Source organism: Pseudoscardovia suis (assembly GCF_002797875.1).
Taxonomy (GTDB): Bacteria; Actinomycetota; Actinomycetes; order Actinomycetales; family Bifidobacteriaceae; genus Pseudoscardovia; species Pseudoscardovia suis.
Genome location: NZ_PGFC01000004.1, coordinates 68,150 through 85,059, shown reverse-complemented (window position 1 = coordinate 85,059; position 16,910 = coordinate 68,150). Strand labels below are relative to the sequence as shown.

General features: G+C 60.4%; 15 protein-coding genes and 2 tRNA genes. 5 read left to right on the top strand and 12 right to left on the bottom strand.

Going from position 1 to position 16,910, the window contains the following annotated elements; genetic code table 11:
• Positions 1-71: 71 nt before the first annotated feature.
• Complete coding sequence (gene trmB, locus CLV65_RS05825; protein ID WP_094691471.1) at positions 72-968, bottom strand: tRNA (guanosine(46)-N7)-methyltransferase TrmB; 897 nt, start codon at positions 966-968, stop codon at positions 72-74.
• A 530-nt stretch (positions 969-1,498) separates the two neighbouring features.
• Between trmB and CLV65_RS05820 the strand changes: the two genes are divergently transcribed.
• Positions 1,499-1,572, top strand: a tRNA-Asp gene (locus CLV65_RS05820).
• A gap of 40 nt (positions 1,573-1,612) precedes the next feature.
• A tRNA-Phe gene (locus CLV65_RS05815) sits at positions 1,613-1,688 on the top strand.
• A 45-nt stretch (positions 1,689-1,733) separates the two neighbouring features.
• Here the strand turns inward: CLV65_RS05815 and CLV65_RS08735 are convergent.
• From CLV65_RS08735 to CLV65_RS05780, 7 genes are all read right to left on the bottom strand, one after another.
• Complete coding sequence (locus CLV65_RS08735) at positions 1,734-1,886, bottom strand: hypothetical protein (protein WP_157847232.1); 153 nt, start codon at positions 1,884-1,886, stop codon at positions 1,734-1,736.
• 1,097 nt (positions 1,887-2,983) lie between these two features.
• Positions 2,984-3,505, bottom strand: a complete 522-nt coding sequence (locus tag CLV65_RS05810; RefSeq protein WP_094691432.1) for a low molecular weight protein-tyrosine-phosphatase — start codon at positions 3,503-3,505, stop codon at positions 2,984-2,986.
• A gap of 137 nt (positions 3,506-3,642) precedes the next feature.
• Positions 3,643-4,347 (bottom strand): dihydrofolate reductase, encoded by a 705-nt coding sequence (locus CLV65_RS05805; RefSeq protein WP_094691431.1) that lies wholly within the window; start codon positions 4,345-4,347, stop codon positions 3,643-3,645.
• 203 nt (positions 4,348-4,550) lie between these two features.
• Positions 4,551-5,423 (bottom strand): thymidylate synthase, encoded by an 873-nt coding sequence (locus CLV65_RS05795; RefSeq protein ID WP_094691430.1) that lies wholly within the window; start codon positions 5,421-5,423, stop codon positions 4,551-4,553.
• Between the two features lie 355 nt (positions 5,424-5,778).
• Positions 5,779-6,195, bottom strand: a complete 417-nt coding sequence (locus CLV65_RS05790) for an OsmC family protein (RefSeq protein ID WP_094691429.1) — start codon at positions 6,193-6,195, stop codon at positions 5,779-5,781.
• A gap of 274 nt (positions 6,196-6,469) precedes the next feature.
• Complete coding sequence (locus CLV65_RS05785; protein ID WP_094691428.1) at positions 6,470-7,510, bottom strand: universal stress protein; 1,041 nt, start codon at positions 7,508-7,510, stop codon at positions 6,470-6,472.
• Positions 7,511-7,677: 167 nt separating this feature from the next.
• Positions 7,678-8,727 (bottom strand): CHAP domain-containing protein, encoded by a 1,050-nt coding sequence (locus CLV65_RS05780; protein ID WP_094691427.1) that lies wholly within the window; start codon positions 8,725-8,727, stop codon positions 7,678-7,680.
• Between the two features lie 354 nt (positions 8,728-9,081).
• Here CLV65_RS05780 and serC point away from each other — a divergent pair, with 354 nt between their 5' ends.
• Positions 9,082-10,236 carry a phosphoserine transaminase gene (gene serC / locus CLV65_RS05775; protein ID WP_094691426.1) on the top strand — a complete coding sequence of 385 codons (1,155 nt, stop codon included), beginning with the start codon at positions 9,082-9,084 and terminating at the stop codon, positions 10,234-10,236.
• Positions 10,237-10,469: 233 nt separating this feature from the next.
• Here the strand turns inward: serC and manA are convergent, their stop codons facing one another.
• On the bottom strand, positions 10,470-11,954 hold the full coding sequence (gene manA, locus CLV65_RS05770; protein WP_094691425.1) for a mannose-6-phosphate isomerase, class I: 1,485 nt from the start codon (positions 11,952-11,954) through the stop codon (positions 10,470-10,472).
• 199 nt (positions 11,955-12,153) lie between these two features.
• Between manA and CLV65_RS09035 the strand changes: the two genes are divergently transcribed.
• Positions 12,154-12,579, top strand: coding sequence for a hypothetical protein (locus CLV65_RS09035; protein WP_244569156.1), 426 nt, complete (start codon positions 12,154-12,156; stop codon positions 12,577-12,579).
• Between the two features lie 2 nt (positions 12,580-12,581).
• Here CLV65_RS09035 and CLV65_RS05760 read toward each other — a convergent pair whose 3' ends face one another.
• Positions 12,582-13,865, bottom strand: a complete 1,284-nt coding sequence (locus tag CLV65_RS05760) for a sensor histidine kinase (protein ID WP_157847231.1) — start codon at positions 13,863-13,865, stop codon at positions 12,582-12,584.
• Positions 13,866-14,103: 238 nt separating this feature from the next.
• Between CLV65_RS05760 and phoU the strand changes: the two genes are divergently transcribed.
• Positions 14,104-14,787: a phosphate signaling complex protein PhoU gene (phoU, locus tag CLV65_RS05755; protein WP_094691423.1), complete on the top strand. Its 684-nt coding sequence runs from the start codon at positions 14,104-14,106 to the stop codon at positions 14,785-14,787.
• Between the two features lie 227 nt (positions 14,788-15,014).
• Here the strand turns inward: phoU and CLV65_RS05750 are convergent, their stop codons facing one another.
• Entirely contained in the window at positions 15,015-15,755 is a 741-nt protein-coding gene (locus CLV65_RS05750) for a phosphoglyceromutase (protein ID WP_094691422.1), read from the bottom strand.
• A gap of 99 nt (positions 15,756-15,854) precedes the next feature.
• Entirely contained in the window at positions 15,855-16,796 is a 942-nt protein-coding gene (gene menA, locus CLV65_RS05745) for a 1,4-dihydroxy-2-naphthoate octaprenyltransferase (protein WP_157847230.1), read from the bottom strand.
• Positions 16,797-16,910: the final 114 nt, after the last annotated feature.

The window sequence follows — 16,910 nt, the reverse complement described above, 5'->3', positions numbered from 1 at the left end:
GTGTCGCGCCTACCGCACGACACGCCACGCCACCGCGCCACATCACCATGCCACCACGCCACCGCGCGGCATCAGACCGCGCGATACGTGAAATCGTGAATCGTGCGCCCAGCGTCCAAGCCTTTCTTTTCGAAGTTCGTCAGCACCCTCCCGGCGAATCGCTCGGATTCCCTGAACATCGCATGCGGAAACTCGGCAGCGCGGTCGGCATCGCCCTTGCCCACATGCTGCGTAGGCAAAGACACCTCGATGCTCCCCACGTTTTCAAATCCCGGGGCGCCGTCCATGACCTCGTGCACATGCAAGGCGTAATCGTCGATATCGGTGGCGATGCGCCACACTCCACCCGCTTTGAGCGCCCTGTGAACGTTCGCCGCGAGCGCCGGCTGCACAATGCGACGCTTGTGATGCTTCATCTTCGGCCACGGATCGGGGAAGAACGTCCACACCTCGTCAAGCAGCCCTTCCTCGCACACAGCGAGCAATTCGGGCGCATTGACCTGAGCGACGCGCAGATTGAACAGGCCTTCCTTGCCAGCACGCAGCAATGTATGGGCGACACCGGGGTCATACACCTCGAGTGCCAGGAAGTTGCGGTTGGGCTCACGCTGGGCGGCGGCTATCACGTTCTCCCCCTGCCCGGTGCCGATCTCCACCACCAACGGGCGGTCGCTGCCCCACAGGCGCAGCACCTCCGCGCGCGTGAATCGATACGCGGGATCTACGCCAAGGTCCCGTCCGCCGTTTGGCAGATGCAGCAGGTATTGCGGGGCGCATTGCTCCCAAGCCCGAGCCAGGCGCCCGTCCAAGTGGGACGAACGGCGCACGAACGACACGACGGCACGGCGGCGCGGGGAACGAATCGCGGCAGATTCTGTGTTCGTGTCCGAGTCCATGTTCGCGTCCGCCTCCGTGTCAGTGTCCGCGTCAGTGTTCGCGTTCTCGTTCGAGCCCGCCTCCGTGCCCATGTTCGTGTCCGCCTCCGAGTCCGCGGCATCTGCCGGCGGTAGCATCACATGCGCAGCAGAATCACCGCGGGCTGCGGAATCACCGTCTTGAGTGCCCGCCGCCACCTGCGGATTCACGATTTCAGAAGTCTGCGAATCCGCGGTGTTCTTCACCGTACCTGTTTCCACTGCCGTTTCTTCGTCCGTCATCTTGTATCCCGCCGTTTCCGAAAAATTCCGTCGCGTATGAGCAAGCTATTCCCAGCGGATGCCTGAAGGGCCATGCGCCACATCCACCGACCACAGCCGGGAATATTCCGGACGCGCCGCCTTCTGCACACCGCAACGCGCGCCCATGCGTCACACACAAGCCGCGCCACACGAATCATACCGTGTCGCCACGGCGAGGCGCATAACGCTTGGAAATACTTGTGATTCGTCACTTTCTGGCGAACGCGACACGCCGAAGGAAGAAATTTGCCGTTTCGATTTGCATGATCAGGAGGTTGTATGTATTATCTCTCTTGTTGCCTGACGCAAGTCAGCACGATGGCTCCGTAGCTCAGTTGGTTAGAGCGCCGCCCTGTCACGGCGGAGGTCACCGGTTCAAGTCCGGCCGGAGTCGCTGAATGAGAACCCAGGTTCGCCTGGGTTTTTTGTTCTAAGGCTCTGTAGCTCAGTTGGTAGAGCGTACGACTGAAAATCGTGAGGTCAGCGGATCGATGCCGCTCGGAGCCACCACCCAGCCCCGCCCCTCGCGGGGTTTTGTTTTCCCTCTTCTCCCCTTCACTTTTCTTCTTTCTTCTTCCTCTTTTCTTCTTTTCTTCTTCCTCTTCCTTCTTCTTTTCTTCCTCTCTTTCCTTTCCTTTCCTTTCTTTCCTTTCCCTCCCCCTTTCCCCTCTTCCCTCTCCTCAAGCCGCTGCGCCCACCAGAATCCACGCAACCTCCCTCATCGGCGACAAATCCAAGATTCGCCGAATATGGAGGTTACAGTCCCCCTAGAAAGGGGCCCAAACCTCCGTCTTCGGCGAACAAGCCAGAATGTCGCCGAAGACGGAAGTTAGACAACCCTCGAGGGGAAATCCAACCTCCGCTATCGGCGACACCACCAACCGTTCGCCGATAGCGGAGGCTAGACGGTTCCCAAACCCACCCCCAACCTCCACCATCGGCGAACAAACCTGGGATTCGCCGAAAACGGAAGTTACAGGGTCCCAAAAAGGGATTCCATCCTCCGTCTTCGGCGAACAAACCAGAATGTCGCCGAAGACGGAAGTTAGACAACCCCCGAAAGGGAATCAAACCTCCGTCTTCGGCGAACAAAACCAGGATTCGCCGAAGACGGAAGTTACAAGATCCCCACACAGGCCCCAAACCTCCACCATCGGCGACATCACCAACCGCTCGCCGAAGACGGAGGATACATGCAAAGAAAACGGGTCCCAAACTTCCCTCTTCGGCGACTCACGAATAATTCGCCGAAAACGGAGGTTACAGACCTCTAGGAAGGGTACCAAACCTCCACCATCGGCGAGCGAATTTTGGATTCGCCGAAAACGGAAGTTACAGGGTCCCAAAAAGGGATTCCATCCTCCGTCTTCGGCGAACAAACCAGAATGTCGCCGAAGACGGAAGTTAGACAACCCCCGAAAGGGAATCAAACCTCCGTCTTCGGCGAGCGAATCCGCGGACCGGCGTACGGATGCGCGGATCGGCGTGCGGATCGGCGTATGGATGCGCGGATTGGCGTGCGGATGTATGGATGTACGACGAAGAGGCTGCGACCACCGTTGGAATCTACTTCCAAACCAGAATCCGCCTAAAACAAAGGCCGCACAGCGTTGTCGCTGCGCGGCCAAGGATCCTTGCGGTGACAACACACAAGCTCAAGCAATCTCGCCTGTCAGGCAACCCCACCCTTCGGGCAAACTCGCTTTCAGGCGGATTCATCCTTCAGGCAAGTCCACCTATCAGGCAATCTCACATGTCAGGCAATCTCACCCGTCAGGAAAACTCACCTTCGCCCGACATCACCGTCACCCGATCTCGCCCTTCACCCAATCGATGATGTAGGGCGCCACTTCCTCGATCTGGTCAATGGCAATCTCGAAATCCTCGGGCCCGCCATACCACGGATCCACAAGGTCAATCTCGTATTCCTTGCCGGGCGCCGGCTTGGGAAGATTCGGGTCGAACGAACGGTACATGTGCACCTTGCTGCGGTCCTGCGGCGGCAACATGCGCAGCAGCGAGCGCATATGCGACGCGGTCATCGGCAGGAATAGGTCGGTGGCGTCGATTTCAGCGCGCGTGATGGCGTGCGCAAAATGATGCTTGGGAATCTCGTATCCCCGGGCACGCAGCACGCGCACGGCGCGCGGATCAATGGGATGGCTGTATTCCTCGTCGCTCACGCCGCTCGACATCACGCGGATCGAATCACTCAGTCCTTCGTCCTCCACGCGTGCGCGCAGGATTATCTCCGCCATTGGCGACCGGCAGATGTTGCCGGTGCACACGGTGGTGATGGTGTAACGAGAGTCTTTGGAATCAGCCATGCTGCTCCTTCATAATGGCAAGCGAATGGGTCAAACGGGTGGATTCTATCGGTCCGCACCCGCACAGGCCGCAACGCAACAGCCGGGGCAGCCCACCCAATCAGCAGCCCCGACCTGTTGCGACCAGACAATATCGGTCAGTCGTCGCGGTCCTCGTCTTCGACCTTGCGATACACAAGATAGCGGAAACGCGGCACATCGACATCCTTCGCGGGCGTCATCCACGGGGATTCCTCTTCGAGGCGCCAATCGTCGTCGTTGAGCACGGGGGCGTACACATCCGCATCGTAAGTGCCATCGATCTGCGTCACATACGCACGGTCGGCTTCGTCTTTCAATTCGCGGAAGACTTGGGCTCCGCCGATAATCCAAATTTCAGAATGATCCATTCCATCATCCGGAATGGCTGCCTGGCTGGCGATTTCCAGGGCACCCTCGGGATTGGTCGCGACCGTTGCGCCCGGAGCCCGATAATTGGGATCGGAAGAAATCACGATGTTATCGCGGTTTGGCAGCGGCTTGCACCCCATGGATTCCCACGTCTTGCGCCCCATAATCACCGGATGCGACACCGTGAGCGCCTTGAAATGCTTCATGTCCTCGGCAAGATGCCACGGCATTTTACCGCCGTTGCCAATTCCTTCGGTCCCGTTCGGCGTGTGCGCCTGCGCCCAAATAAGATTCACCCACGTACGCTTGGGTTCGTCATCGCCATCGAATTCGTCGTATTCCTCTTCGTCCTCGAAGAGATCGTCATCGTCACGGTGACCGTCGCTCATACGCCCGGAAAATCCGGGCTTGGGTTCGTGATGGTCCGTTCTGTTATGACTGTCATGCTCCATATCGTTAATCACTCCTTAGGTCATATGGCCATATGGAAATCAAACATGAGACTAGTGCAACAGTGTATCATCACCGCACAACGCCGCACGTGCCGCCACACCCGCCGCACGTGCCGCCGCATCCGCCGACCGCAGTTGCCGCCGCACGTGCTGCCGAGTTCACCGCCGCATCCTCCGGCCGCGCACCTTCCGGCGCAATCGCCTCATACCGCCACAGGCGCGGCGATCTTGGCGTGATGCTGGTAGTTCTCCACGTGGAAGTCCTCGTACTGATATTCAAAGATGCTCGGCGCCTTGTCGATGCTCAGCGTCGGATACGGATACGGCGCACGGCTCAGCTGCTCGAGCACCTGCTCCACGTGGTTGTCATACACATGGCAATCGCCGCCGGTCCACACGAATTCGCCCGGCTCCAGCCCCGTCTGCTGCGCCATCATGCACGTAAGCAGGGAATACGACGCGATGTTGAAAGGCACCCCGAGGAACATATCGCAACTGCGCTGATACAGCTGGCAGCTGAGCTTGCCATCCGCCACGTAGAACTGGAACAGCGCGTGGCACGGAGGCAGCGCCATATTCTCGACTTCGGCGGGATTCCATGCGGTCACAATCATGCGACGGGAGTCAGGATTGTTGCGAATCAGATCCACGACATTTGCGATCTGGTCAATCGTGCGGTTGGGATCATCCTTCGTGGGCGCCGGCCAGCTGCGCCACTGCACGCCGTAGACCGGCCCCAGGTTGCCGTCAGCGTCCGCCCACTCATCCCAGATGTGCACGCCATGCTCGACCAGCCAATTGATGTTGCTGCTGCCCTTGAGGAACCACAGCAGTTCGTAAGCCACGCCCTTGAACCACACCCTTTTCGTGGTGATGAGCGGGAAGCCTTTGCTCAGGTCGAAGCGCATCTGCTGACCGAACAGGCTGATGGTGCCCGTGCCAGTGCGGTCGGATTTAAGTGTGCCTTCGGTGAGGATGCGACGCACAAGGTCTTCGTACGGCGTAGGGATGTCGCTTTCCGGCTTGGCGGGAATGCGAGCGCGGATGGATTCAAGTTCTTCTGGTGTCAAAGCCATGGCTGCCAGTTTAAACGCGAAGGCTTAAAACATGCGAACCGAGCGTCAGCCGCCAGCGCAATCAGCGACGCGACTCGCCGCGAACCTCCGCGCGACACGCATGCCACGCATGCCACGCGCATGCCGGCAGTCACGATAGTCCACAGGCACGCGCACACGCAGATGCCCACGGAAACCCCAGATACCCCACAGATACCCCGCAAACACCCCAGATACCCCGCAAACACCCCACAAATCCTCGCGCAACACACGCGCAAATACGACAACGGCGCGCCATCGGACAGTGCCAGGCGTCGGGGCTTCATCAAGCCCGACACCGCACTGCCCGTGGCGCGCCGCAATACAGGGAATTGCGCTATCGGCGGATGTCGACATCCATGCGCACCGGCGTCTCATGCGCGTAGGTGTGCATGACGGTGCAGCCGCTTTCAATGTGACGGCGGATGCGCTCGGCGAGCTTCTTGGCATCCTCTTCGGAAAGCCCCGCCTCGGTGGCGTCCACCACGATCTGCTCTTCATAGGATGTGTAGGCATCCGCATCGCGATCATAGGTGCCGTCGACCACGATCTTGGCGCTCTTGCCGTCACCCAAAGCGCTCGTGACCGCCATTTCGCTGGAAAGCGCCGCGCATCCAGCGAGCGCGATCTTCGTCAGGTCACCGGGAGAAAACACGCCACGGTCCTTGCTGCGGCCGAACTTGATGTGTGCGCCGTCATCCGAGAACGCATCCCAGGAACCATCCTTGTTTTTCTCAACCCACAGACGTGCCATGACACTCCTTACAGATACACAGATGTGCCGGCATCGGCGATGGGGATGCCAGCGCGGGCGAATCCTCGCCCAGTCATATCGGACACTGCAAGCATAGCCGAAACGACATGAACCCATGCGCGGATGATGCGGAATTCATCCACGCATGGGTTCATGCGCACAGGTTCGCGCGCCCGGCTTGCAACTCCAGACACTTGATGAGCGACGCCGGCGCAGAGCGCCCGTCAACGCCCAGCGCTGTCAACGAGGCTCAGCGCTCAGTGCCACTCAACACTCAGTGCTCGGGGTCAATCTTCTCGGAAACCTGCTCGGCGACGCTCTCGCCTGCGGTCGGAACCGCCACAGGCTCCACGCCTTCGATCTTCTCGACGGGCACGGTGGGCACATCCGCCGGCGACGCCGGCACCTTGGCGAGCTCGGTTTCGGCCGCCTCCACATACTTGCGCGGCACCACGTAGACCGGCGACACGGAGTGTTGCAGCAGGCCCTGGCTGATCGACCCCAGCAGCAGACCGGTGAATCCACCACGGCCACGCGAGCCGACGACCACGACATCGTTTTCCTTGCTCGCCGCAGTCAGGGCGTCCACGGCGGAGCCGGGCACCACCGACTTGTCGATTTCAAGCTCAGGGTATTGCTTCACAATCGGCTCAAGGCGCGTGTCGAGGTCATCCTTGTAGGAGTCGAGCACGCCTTCCTCGGTCCGTCCGTTGCGCAGCGCCGGCACTGCGGAGATAACGGTGAGCTTGGCGCCCCACGCGTGCGCGAAGGCGGCGGCGATCTCCAGCGCCTTCAGTCCCCACTTGGATTCGTCAGAGCCGACCGCAACACGCGTAATCGTGTTGCTCAGGTGCATGACGGTGCCGTCGTCGTCGGTGTAAGGCACCACAACGATCGGGCAGTATGCGTATGCCGGCAGGCTGGAGCTCGTGGTGCCCAGCAGGCGTTCCGCCAAGCCACCTTTGCCACGGTTGCCGATGACGATGAGATTGTAGTTGCGGCTCAGTTCCACGAAGACGGAGCTGGGGTCGCCGGTCACGATGAGGGTCTCGGCGCTCACGCCCTGCTGGTCGGCGATGGCCTTCGCCTTGGACAGGATCTCTTCGGCGTCCGAGTGCGCGACGGCGTCATCACCCATCGCGGTGTACGTGGCGTCGAAAGACACCGCCGCGTAACTGGGCAGAGAATATGCGCAGACAATCTGCAGGGTAAGGCCGGCATGCTTGGCATAGTTTGCCGCCCACCACGTTGCCTTGAAGCTCGCGTCCGATCCATCGACACCCACAAGAATCGCCTTGTCGTTTTTGGTAGTCATGGCTGCTCCTTACCTAGTACTTCATTCGTACTCCGAGCGATGCGCGGCTTAGACGCACCGCAAGCCTTCACGGCGCTTCGTTGCTACCGTCAATTCCCCACTTTACCCCACGAAGCTACGTGTAGGTAAGTCAACGCGCCAAAAACAGCAAAGAACCGGCGAAGAAATCAGTAGTGGATATAGGTGAAGTTCTGCGCGTTTGCCAGCGTGCGGCTCGTCGCCTGCCCCAGCGCGCCACCTGAATTGCCTTCCGAAACGACGATCTTGTCGTCCACGACGGCCTCGACAACCGCCACATGGCCATATACGCTGCTGGCACCCGCCTGGCCGGGGGCGAACACGACGACGTCACCCACGCGCGGCGTGTTGTCGACGGAATAGCCCAGCGCCTGTGCGGCAGCAGCCCAGTTCCTGGCATCGCCGAAATTCGAACCGACGGGCAGTCCCAGCTGGTGGCGGCGTTCATACGCCCACCATGTGCACTGGCCGTATGGGTATGTGTTGCCCGTGTCGCCTGTCTGATGATCAATGGAATCCGGCACGTCAACGTCTTGAGCGTCCGCGAGATACAGTTCGGAGTTCTTCCAGATGCCATCCGCAATCTGAGTGCCGGCAGGAAGAATCACCGTGCGGGATGACAGCGTGTTGACCTTGAGCTGCCCCAGCGATTCCTCGCCATCCCAGCTGCCGGACGACGATGTGTCCACGGATGCCGTGCGGTCGGAACGGGAGCTGAGGTTGTCGGAATCAGACGACAGCGAACCATCGGTCAGCGTCACGCTCTGAGTGGCGGCGACGGATTGGGGGAGGCGGGGGAAGGCACCGGCAGCGCTTGCCACGCACAGCGATCCGGTCGTGCCCAAAAGCACTGTGACGACGCCTGCGAACATGATGTTTGCCTTGCGCGCCTCGCGCTGCTTGCGCTGACGGATTGCGCGACGCGTGGTGGGAGGCGTGTTGAGCTCATGAAGGAGCATGGTGCGCACGTCCACGACGGACACGGTGGCGTTGGAATCCTTGCCACGGGATGTCGCATTCGACAGTGCTGATTTCGCAACAACAGGAACCAAGCCATGCTGGGCATGGCGTGCCTCGGCATGCGAAACCGCGACGTGCCTTCCGCCATGACGCGGCGTCGGTTCGCCGTCGTCATATGCCTGCGGTTCACGCGAGGAATCTCTCCACGCATGAATCGCCGCATGCTGGGCATGTCGCATAGCTACGCACTCCTATCGTTGATTGACCGCGGGTTGACCATACCACCGAAACCATGGGAGGAAGGCATTGGGCACCCGACGCACATTCCGTAACAATTCCCGCCGGAAACCGGCAATCGCCTGCAAATTCTGCTTCGCGCAGAAATCTACATCGCGGACTTGAGGCATTCGCCTCTGAGGATGAATAAATGAACAGTATCCCCTTTACCATAAAAGAACCTGAAGACGGCATATCGCCGTCTCATCCAAAGCACATTCCGGCATCGAATGCCGCACCCACGGCGTTTCGAACTAGGCGCATGCCTTTCGGACGCCGCCTGCCGCTAATGCACGCCCCACACTATTGTGGAGGGCATGACTACTACAGTGACGATTCCACAGAATCTGCTTCCTCGAGATGGGCGATTCGGATCCGGCCCCAGCCGCATCCGCGAAGACCAAGCCACCGTGCTTTACCAGTCGTGGCGCTCTCCCCTGGGTACGTCCCACCGTCAGGACGGGGTCAAGGATATCGTCGCATCCATCCGCCGCGAACTGGCAGCGCTGTTCAACCTGCCTGAAGGCTACGAAGTGGTGCTGGGCAACGGCGGCGCATCGCAGTTCTTCGACATCGCCTGCGCGTGCTTGATCGAACGCAAGGCGGCATTCGGCGTCTGCGGTTCGTTCTCCGAGAAATTCGCCAAGGAAGCGCAGGACGCGCCGTTCCTTGAGGAGCCCGTGATCTTCCGCAAGGATTATGGCGAGGCGGCCGTGCCGGAATTCACCGAAGGCGTGGACGCATACTGCTGGCCGCACAACGAGACATCCACCGGCGTGATGTGCCCGGTGACCCGCGTGCCCGGCAGCAAGGAGGCAGGCGCCCTCACCATCATCGACGCGACGAGCTGCGCCGGCGCCCTTCCGGTGGACATCAGCCAGACCGACGCGTATTTCTTCTCCCCGCAGAAGGCGATGGGCGCTGAAGGCGGCCTGTGGGTGGCAATCCTCTCCCCCGCGGCAATCGCACGCGCCGAGGCGGTCGAAAACTCCGCCACGCTTGACGGCGCGACCCGCTGGGTGCCCGCCATGCTGTCGCTGACGAAAGCCATCAAGAACTCCCGCAAGAACCAGACGCTCAACACGCCTGCCATCGCCACGCTCATCCTCATGAACGAACAGCTCAAGTGGATCAACGCCAATGGCGGTCTGGACTGGGCGGTGGCGCGTTCCCGCCAGTCGTCCAACATCCTGTATTCGTGGGCCAATGCCAGCGATTACGCCACACCGTTCGTGCCGGAAGGCCCGGCGCGTTCCACGTGCGTTGTGACAGTGAATCTGGATGACGACGTGCCTGCGTCCGAAGTGCTCGGTCACCTGCGCGCCAACGGCATCGTCGATTGCAACGGCTACCGCGCGCTTGGCCTCAACCAGCTGCGCATTGGCGTGTTCCCGTCCGTTGACCCCGCCGATGTGGAAGCGCTGACGCATTGCATCGATTACGTCGTCAAAGAGATGAAGGCGCAGGCGTAACGCCTCGTCGCACACGACAAGATGAAAATCCCCTGCGGGAATCATTCCCACAGGGGATTCTTTGTATGGGTGCGTTGTCTGAGAATTGCCCGTGGTACCGCCGACGGTGAGCCTGGGGTGCGCGTACCCCCCCTGGAAGCCCACCGTCATATTCTCGACAGGCCGCCGTCACAGCCCGCCGTCACAGCCCGCCGTCACAGGCCGTTGTCACAGGCCGTTGTCACAGGCCGTTGTCACAGGCCGGTGGACGCCAGCAAATACACGCCATGCTTGCCATTCACCGAAGTCACTTGCGCACGCCCGTCCGACGCGGGAATGAACGACGCCTCCCCCTTGTGCACCACGACGCTTTGCGTGCTGCTGGTGCATTGCACTTCGCCTTCGATGCACACGAGCACACGCGGCCCGGCGACCGCGGGAATCGCAGCGGAAGGCGCGATGCTCTGCGCGTAATCGGTGATCGTGGAGCGCTGGCGCTGCGCCATCTTGTCCCATCTGCCGCTGTCATCATCAGTGCCCACATGACCGTATGAGAGCATGAATTCACTGAGCTTGGGCCGGTAAACCGCAAGGTTGGGGGTAAACAGCGCATGGAGCGTGCGCGACGTGGGGTCGATGGGCGGCGCGGGGTTGCAGTCAAGGTTGCGCAGAAGGTTGGGAATGTCCTTGTGCTTGGGCGTCATGCCGGCGCGCAGCACATTGTCGGAATTGGTCATGATTTCGGCGCCCGTGCCCTGCAGGTAACAATGCGGTGTGCCGGCGGGAATGAACACGGATTCGCCTCGTTCGAGACTGACGGGATTGAGCATCGCCACGCACAGCACGCTGGGGTCGCCCGGGAATGCGCGCGCAGCCATGGTGGCATGCTGCACGATTTTCGACGACCTGCGCCCCTTGCACGTGCGGCATGCTGATTCCAACGCCTCGCCCAGCCCTTGCGCCGCTTCGCGCGGAGCGGTGGCGGCCATGCGGAATGCACGGAAAATGCGTCGCTGCGTATGCCCCCACACTTTCGCCGCGGCAGGCATATCGGCATCGATTCCATCGCTGCCGGCAGAAGCCGCAAGCACGGCACCATTGGCCGAATCAGACGCATTGACGCGATCGGTGGTGTACGAAAAATCACCGACTCGTGCCACTGCGGTCGCCGGGGCATCGGAATACCGCGTTTTCAGACCATGCGCATCGAGGGGCTGTTTGCCTGCCAATTCACGTGCCATTGCCTGCGCCAACGGATGGTCAATCGCACGCAACGCCGCCAGTTCAATGGGACGCGGCGCAAACCCCACGGACGCCTCGAAGCGTTCCAACGCCACCACCATCTCATGCTTGGCAATGGAGTCCTTGAACGACCGGATGGGGGAATCCACGGGAATCCCCGCCGCGTTCTCGCGGTTGTAGCCTGCCCGCGCCTCAAAATCCACAGGATGCACTTGCAACGACAGCGGGATGCGGGCCGAGATGATCTTGAACAGGTACGGCAGCACCGGCCCCCACGTCTCCGACGCATCGGTGCCCACCATGAGTTCAGGGGCGCGGCGTATCGCTTCGTCGAGCGCCATGCGGTCGCCGTCCATGTCCACCGGCGACGGTGAGGCGGGATGGCCGCTGAACCACATTTCCGCAAGCGGCCCGGGGCATTCTATGCCGAAAATGTCCTGGAGCCGATGGTCTGACCCCCACGAATACGTCTTGGGAACAGGCTGGATCGGAAACACGGTTCCTCCTTCCGGTCACTGGCGACATAGAGACGACATAGAGACATAGAGCGGTGCGCTCCGCCGTTGCGAGGATTGCCTTACCTCACGCCGGCGTTTCATGTAACCCAACAACCATACCGCGCCACAGCCGTCAATGCCCGGGCATTGTGCCAAGGCCATCGCGAACCATCGTCCAGCACGATGTAAGGTATGAAGCATGAAACTTGCACCAATCTGGGATCCGACAGCGCGAAAACCGGGTCCGCCCCCTGTGCATGTTGACCTGTTTCCCCTGTTCCTTGGCGGCACGGTGCTGTGGGGCGTGGCAGGAGTGGTGTGCATCATATGCAACATCGCCGGCATCATGCCACTGCGCGAAACCATCACCTGCGTGATTGGCGTGGTGGTTGGATTGGGTCTGCTCATCTGGGAGCACAACGAACGGCGCATCTACCGGCTGCTCGGCGATGATGATGATTCCGCCACCGATGCCAGTGATGATGCTGGGGTCGATTCCGCTACCGCTGTCACTTCCGCTGCCGGTGATTCCGCAGCCAACGATTCCTCTGTCGATTCCGCTGTCAATTCCACTAGCATCAACAACGCGCACGACGCCCGCAGCACCGGCAACGCACGACGCTGAGTTCAGGCGACCTGGTCGTACTCACCATCTGTAGCCTTGGGCAGCACGATTGTGAATGTGCTGCCACTGCCGGGCTTGCTCCACACATCCACGCGGCCTTGATGGGTGAGCGCCACATGCTTGACGATTGACAGCCCCAAACCGGTGCCGTCCTCCCCGCCGTGCACGCGCTGCTGCGTCTTGCCACGGTAAAACCGCTGGAAAATCTTGTCTTGGTCCGCCGCCGGGACGCCAGGGCCATTGTCGACGACGCGCACCTGCGTGTAGTCCCCCGTTTCGTCCGGTTCGACGGCGATGCTCACATGGGAGCGGTCGGGCGAAAATTCAATGGCGTTCTCCACCAACTTGGCGATTGCAGCATGCAACTGGTCGGCGTTGCCATGCACGAGCTGCGGATCCGCCGAGTGTTTGAACTCCAGCGTCACATGCGCCGCATCCGCGCGAGGCTGCTCTTCCGCCACCACATCGCGTGCCACATCCTCAAGATTGAGCACGGGAGACTCTTTCACTGACCCGCTGCCTTGGGCCTTGAGCAGGATTATCAGGTCGGAAACCAGATGACGCAGGTATTTTGCCTGCGCCGTGACCTGTTCCGCTTGGGATTGGACGTCGCGCGCATTCACATCCGGATTGCTCAGGCTTTCGCCCAGCTGCTCCAACGCCTGCGCAGGTTCGTCCAGCTGCGTGGTCACGTTGCTCACGAAATCATCCCGCAATTGCTCGAAGCGATGCCTGTCGCTGTCGTCGGTGACAAGCACCACGATCAACTGATCGCTGACCGGCACCACCGTGATGCGCAGCCAGTTCTTGCGCGGGGTGGATGAGAATCTCTTGCCTTGCCCGCCATTGCGCATCGACTGGCTGTTGCGGTGCGCATCCGCAGCGGAGTTCACGGCATCCGAGACGGTCATTGCAGGCGCAGCACCCGTGGCTGCTGAAGACGCATCCCGGGAAGCCGCATCCTGCTCGCGCGCAAGCCGCTCCCCCGGGGTCAAGCCCCTCATCGCATAGTCTTGGGCGGTCTGTGTGATCAATTCGAAGCTGTGGACTTGCCCCGTACGCCGCGTTTCCATGATCTGCTCGCGCAAACGCTCATCCGCTATCGCGTCATCGCGCACCAGTCCCAGACGGTATGTCGCAGGCGCTGCCTGAACCACACTGTCGTCAGCACCTACCACGATCGCCTCGGAATCCAATGCGGCAAGCACATGCTGGGTGTCGGTGTGCAAGGCGTTGTCGTTGTGCTGCCGAGCGAGGCGGGCGGAGCGCAGCCTTCCTGAGGTCACGGCAAGCGCCACCGCAAGTGCAACACACCCGATGAGCAAGATTATGTCCAGTACTTCGAAAGTTTGCATCGAATTCATCTTTGCACAAGATTGTGTTCGCCACCATTTTCAGACGAAGATGTTCACAAGCCGCATCATCAAGGCAATAAATTTGCCGTCCATTCATTTTCCGTTGTGCATTGGCGATGGCCGTTCCGTACAATAGGAACGGACAAAAAATACGAAAGGTTTGCTTCCCATGCGCGTACTTTTTAACGAGGAAATGAAGCAGATTGCGGACGACCTCGATACGATGGCAGCTGCGGTCAAGGCTGCGATTGACGGGGCCGGCAAGGCTCTGCTTGACAATGACATCGACGCCGCCCAAAGCGTCATCGACGGCGACCTGAAGATCGACGGGCTTGAGGCCAGCATCATCGACCAGTGCGTGCAGATGCTCGCGAAGCAAAGCCCTGTCGCCACGGATCTGCGCATCGTCGTCTCCACGCTGCGCATCGCTTCCACGTTCGAGCGCATGGGCGACCTCGCGCGCCACATCGCCGAAACCGCGCGCCGCGCTTATCCTGATTCCGCAGTGAACCCCGCCATCCGCGACCTGTTCGAGAAAATGCAGGACTTCGATTCCCATACTGCCGGCGAGATCATTTCCATCTTGCAGAACCGCGACGAAGATCGCGCTGAAAAGCTCATCGTCAACGACAACAAACTTGACGAACTGCACACCCAGACGTTCAGCATCATCAATGGCGAGGATTGGAAGGGCACGCAGCAGCAGACGATTGATGCCGTGCTCATCGCACGCTTCTACGAGCGCATCGGCGATCACGCTGTTGGCGTCGCCCGCCGCATTGTCTACATGGTCTCCGGCTTCGATCCGTCCAAGGATCCGACGCCGCTGCTTGCCGGCGGGCTGGACGAATAAATCCAGCTGATTATCACATCCAAATTGTGAAGCCATCCTTGTGGGGTGACGGTTATTCCGTCACCCCACAAGTGTTTCTATATCCGTTTTGTCTACCGTCGTCACCCCAGGCAATCATCCGGCATAAACAAAGCGCTGGTGCTGTCAGCACAAGGACTGACGGCACCAGCGCTTCACATGCCAGCGGGCTGAACCCGCTCTGAGGCTGAACCGCTAATGGGCTCGGCTCACTTCTGGCCCTGAGCGGCAACCGCGGCAGCACCAGCGGCGGCAGCTTCAGGATCGAGGTACTCGCCGCGCGGCTTGATCGGCTTGAAGTTCTCGTCAAGCTCATACAGCAGCGGGATGGCGGTAGGAATGTTGACCTTGGCGATCTCTTCTTCGGAGAGGTTGTCAAGCATCTTCACGATTGCACGCAGGGAGTTGCCGTGTGCAGCGATGAGGACGGTCTTGCCGGACTTGAGCTCGGGAATGATCTCGGACTCCCAGTACGGGGTCACGCGCTCAACGACGTTGGCGAGAGCCTCGGCTTCCGGCACCGGATCGCCGGCGTAACGCGGATCGTGGTTCTGAGCGTACTCATCGTTCGGATCGATGTCCGGCGGCGGGGTGCCGTAGGAACGACGCCAGATCATGAACTTCTCGTCGCCGTACTTTTCGCGGATTTCGGTCTTGTTCTTGCCCTGAAGAGCGCCGTAATGACGCTCGTTGAGGCGCCAGCTGCGCTTGACGGGGATCCACAGGCGATCGGCTTCGTCGAGTGCGATGTTGGCGGTGTTGATGGCACGGCGCAGCAGAGAGGTGAAGACGATGTCCGGCAGGACGTTCTTCTCCTTGAGCAGCTGGCCGCCGCGCTTGGCTTCCTCGCGGCCCTGTTCGGTCAGCGGGACGTCAACCCAACCAGTGAACTGGTTTGTCTTGTTCCATGCGCTCTGGCCATGCCTGAGCAGTACGAGTTTGTATGTCATACAGCCGAGTCTACCTGAGCAATGAGACGAGAAGCCGCATTATCCCACGAGAAAAACACGCTCAATTCAGCGTATTGCATCCATGAAATGCAACATTCGTCACAATATGGTGATGCACAGGGCATAACCGATGGTCAGTGCCACCGAAAAACCAATGGCATGGTGAAACATCGCACGAAAATCAACAACGGATGCCAATTCGTCATCCGACACATCGGGGGCGCCGCAGTTCCACGCATCGTTGACGCACACGACCGCGATGGAAAACGCCAGCAGAGCACCGCAAATCCCCAGAGGAGACTTGAGTATCATCACCGCTGCGCACAACGCGACCATGCTCACCAGCAATTCACCGAGCATCAGCGCCGAGGCGGCGCGCCTGCCCAGGATCACCGTGAGGGTGCGCTTGCCGGCGGCGGCATCCGAGCGCAGGTCGCGCATATTGTTGACGCCCAGCACAACGCACGCGCTGGCGCCAGCGCTCACCGCACCGTACACGCCCATCGCCGTGATGCGGGAAACCAGCACGTACTCCGTGCCCAGCGTCGCCACCAAGCCGAAGAAAACGAACACCGCCGCGCCACCCAGACCTCGATAGCCATAGGGATGTTTGCCGCCGACGTAGAACCAGCCGGCGAGCAGGCACAGGGCACCGACCGCGATGAGCCACCATTGGCGAGTCAGCATGACGATGGCAAGTCCCGCGTCGCACGCCAATACCGCGCTCACTATTGACGCCATGAGCACACGCATGGGGTCGGTTCCCGAAGCCACAAGCCGGGACGGGCCCGAAGCGGACTGTGAAGCAGAGGATGGAGCAAGGTGAATGTCATGATCATGATGCCCAAGCGCCCCGTCATCCGGCGCCGCCTGGGCGCCATCAGCGCGAGATGCGTCCACGCCGCGCATGCCGTCGGAATAATCGTTGGCGAAATTCGCGGCGATTTGCAAAAACAACGCCACGACCAGACACAACGCCCACATAAGAAAGAAGAAGGGACTCAATTTCTCATGCACATAATGGGTATGCCGACACGCCATGTCGCCCGAAACACAAAGCGCCTTCACAAAGCGTATGTGTGAAGAACGGATCGACTCCAACGCAGCAAAACCACCAATAAGCACAGGCGTGATTGACAGCGGGAGCGTAAGCGG

Bases quoted from the DNA above. Each gene is read 5' to 3' on its own strand.
- CLV65_RS05785 (WP_094691428.1), bottom strand. From the start codon at position 7,510: ATGACTACCAAAAACGACAAGGCGATTCTTGTGGGTGTCGATGGATCG.
- CLV65_RS05795 (WP_094691430.1), bottom strand. From the start codon at position 5,423: ATGGCTTTGACACCAGAAGAACTTGAATCCATCCGCGCTCGCATTCCC.
- trmB (WP_094691471.1), bottom strand. From the start codon at position 968: ATGGGCACGGAGGCGGGCTCGAACGAGAACGCGAACACTGACGCGGAC.
- serC (WP_094691426.1), top strand. From the start codon at position 9,082: ATGACTACTACAGTGACGATTCCACAGAATCTGCTTCCTCGAGATGGG.
- phoU (WP_094691423.1), top strand. From the start codon at position 14,104: ATGCGCGTACTTTTTAACGAGGAAATGAAGCAGATTGCGGACGACCTC.
- CLV65_RS05805 (WP_094691431.1), bottom strand. From the start codon at position 4,347: ATGGAGCATGACAGTCATAACAGAACGGACCATCACGAACCCAAGCCC.
- CLV65_RS05780 (WP_094691427.1), bottom strand. From the start codon at position 8,727: ATGCGACATGCCCAGCATGCGGCGATTCATGCGTGGAGAGATTCCTCG.
- CLV65_RS05810 (WP_094691432.1), bottom strand. From the start codon at position 3,505: ATGGCTGATTCCAAAGACTCTCGTTACACCATCACCACCGTGTGCACC.
- CLV65_RS05750 (WP_094691422.1), bottom strand. From the start codon at position 15,755: ATGACATACAAACTCGTACTGCTCAGGCATGGCCAGAGCGCATGGAAC.
- menA (WP_157847230.1), bottom strand. From the start codon at position 16,796: ATGGCGTGTCGGCATACCCATTATGTGCATGAGAAATTGAGTCCCTTC.
- CLV65_RS09035 (WP_244569156.1), top strand. From the start codon at position 12,154: ATGAAACTTGCACCAATCTGGGATCCGACAGCGCGAAAACCGGGTCCG.
- CLV65_RS05790 (WP_094691429.1), bottom strand. From the start codon at position 6,195: ATGGCACGTCTGTGGGTTGAGAAAAACAAGGATGGTTCCTGGGATGCG.